Origin of the sequence: Bartonella capreoli (assembly GCF_902813205.1) — a bacterium.
Classification (GTDB): domain Bacteria; phylum Pseudomonadota; class Alphaproteobacteria; order Rhizobiales; family Rhizobiaceae; genus Bartonella; species Bartonella schoenbuchensis.
This window is the reverse complement of sequence record NZ_CADDZX010000099.1, coordinates 1-621: the sequence shown is the minus strand read 5'-3', so window position 1 is coordinate 621 and position 621 is coordinate 1. Positions and strand designations below refer to the sequence as shown.

1 pseudogene is annotated in these 621 nt (G+C 41.5%); it reads left to right on the top strand.

Going from position 1 to position 621, the window contains the following annotated elements:
* Positions 1–6: 6 nt before the first annotated feature.
* A pseudogene (locus J7R05_RS07525) lies at positions 7–621 on the top strand (cell wall hydrolase); the annotation flags it as partial.

Below are 621 nucleotides of genomic sequence, written 5' to 3'. Positions count from 1 at the left end.
CATAAAATAAAAAAAATCCGTTGGTATGTTTTTGTTGCCTGTTGTGAGGCGCGGTAGGTTGTAAAGGGGTGTGCATCAAATGGTTTAGATACTGAAAAAGTAAATAACAATAAAACAAAAACATTTAGTTATCCATTGACAGAACGACAATGTCTTATGCGGGCGGTGTATTTTGAATGAAATCGCACAAGCCGTGAAGGAATGATTGCCGTTGGGACGGTTGTTATGAATCGTGTTAATTCAACCGCCTATCCAAAGACAATTTGTGGTGTTGTTGGTCAGTACAAACAGTTTGCTCCCGGTGTTTTAACGCGTCCTATGACGGAGCCTGCATCCGTTGCTCGTGTTAGAGTGGCAGCTGATGCTGTTTTGCGCGGCGAACGGGATCAGAAACTTAAAAACGCTAAGTTTTTTCATACCGCAGGTTTATCTTTTCCTTATAAAAACATGCATTATGTTCGTGTTGCAGGGGGAAATGCCTTTTATGAAAAGCGTTCACGTGATGGATCGCTTCAAGTTCCTACGAATGATCGTCCTTATGATGTTGCTTATGCTTTTGCCCAAGAACGTTCTGGCAATGCACCGAGTTTCATGGACGCAAGTATAGAAAGTAAAGAGATA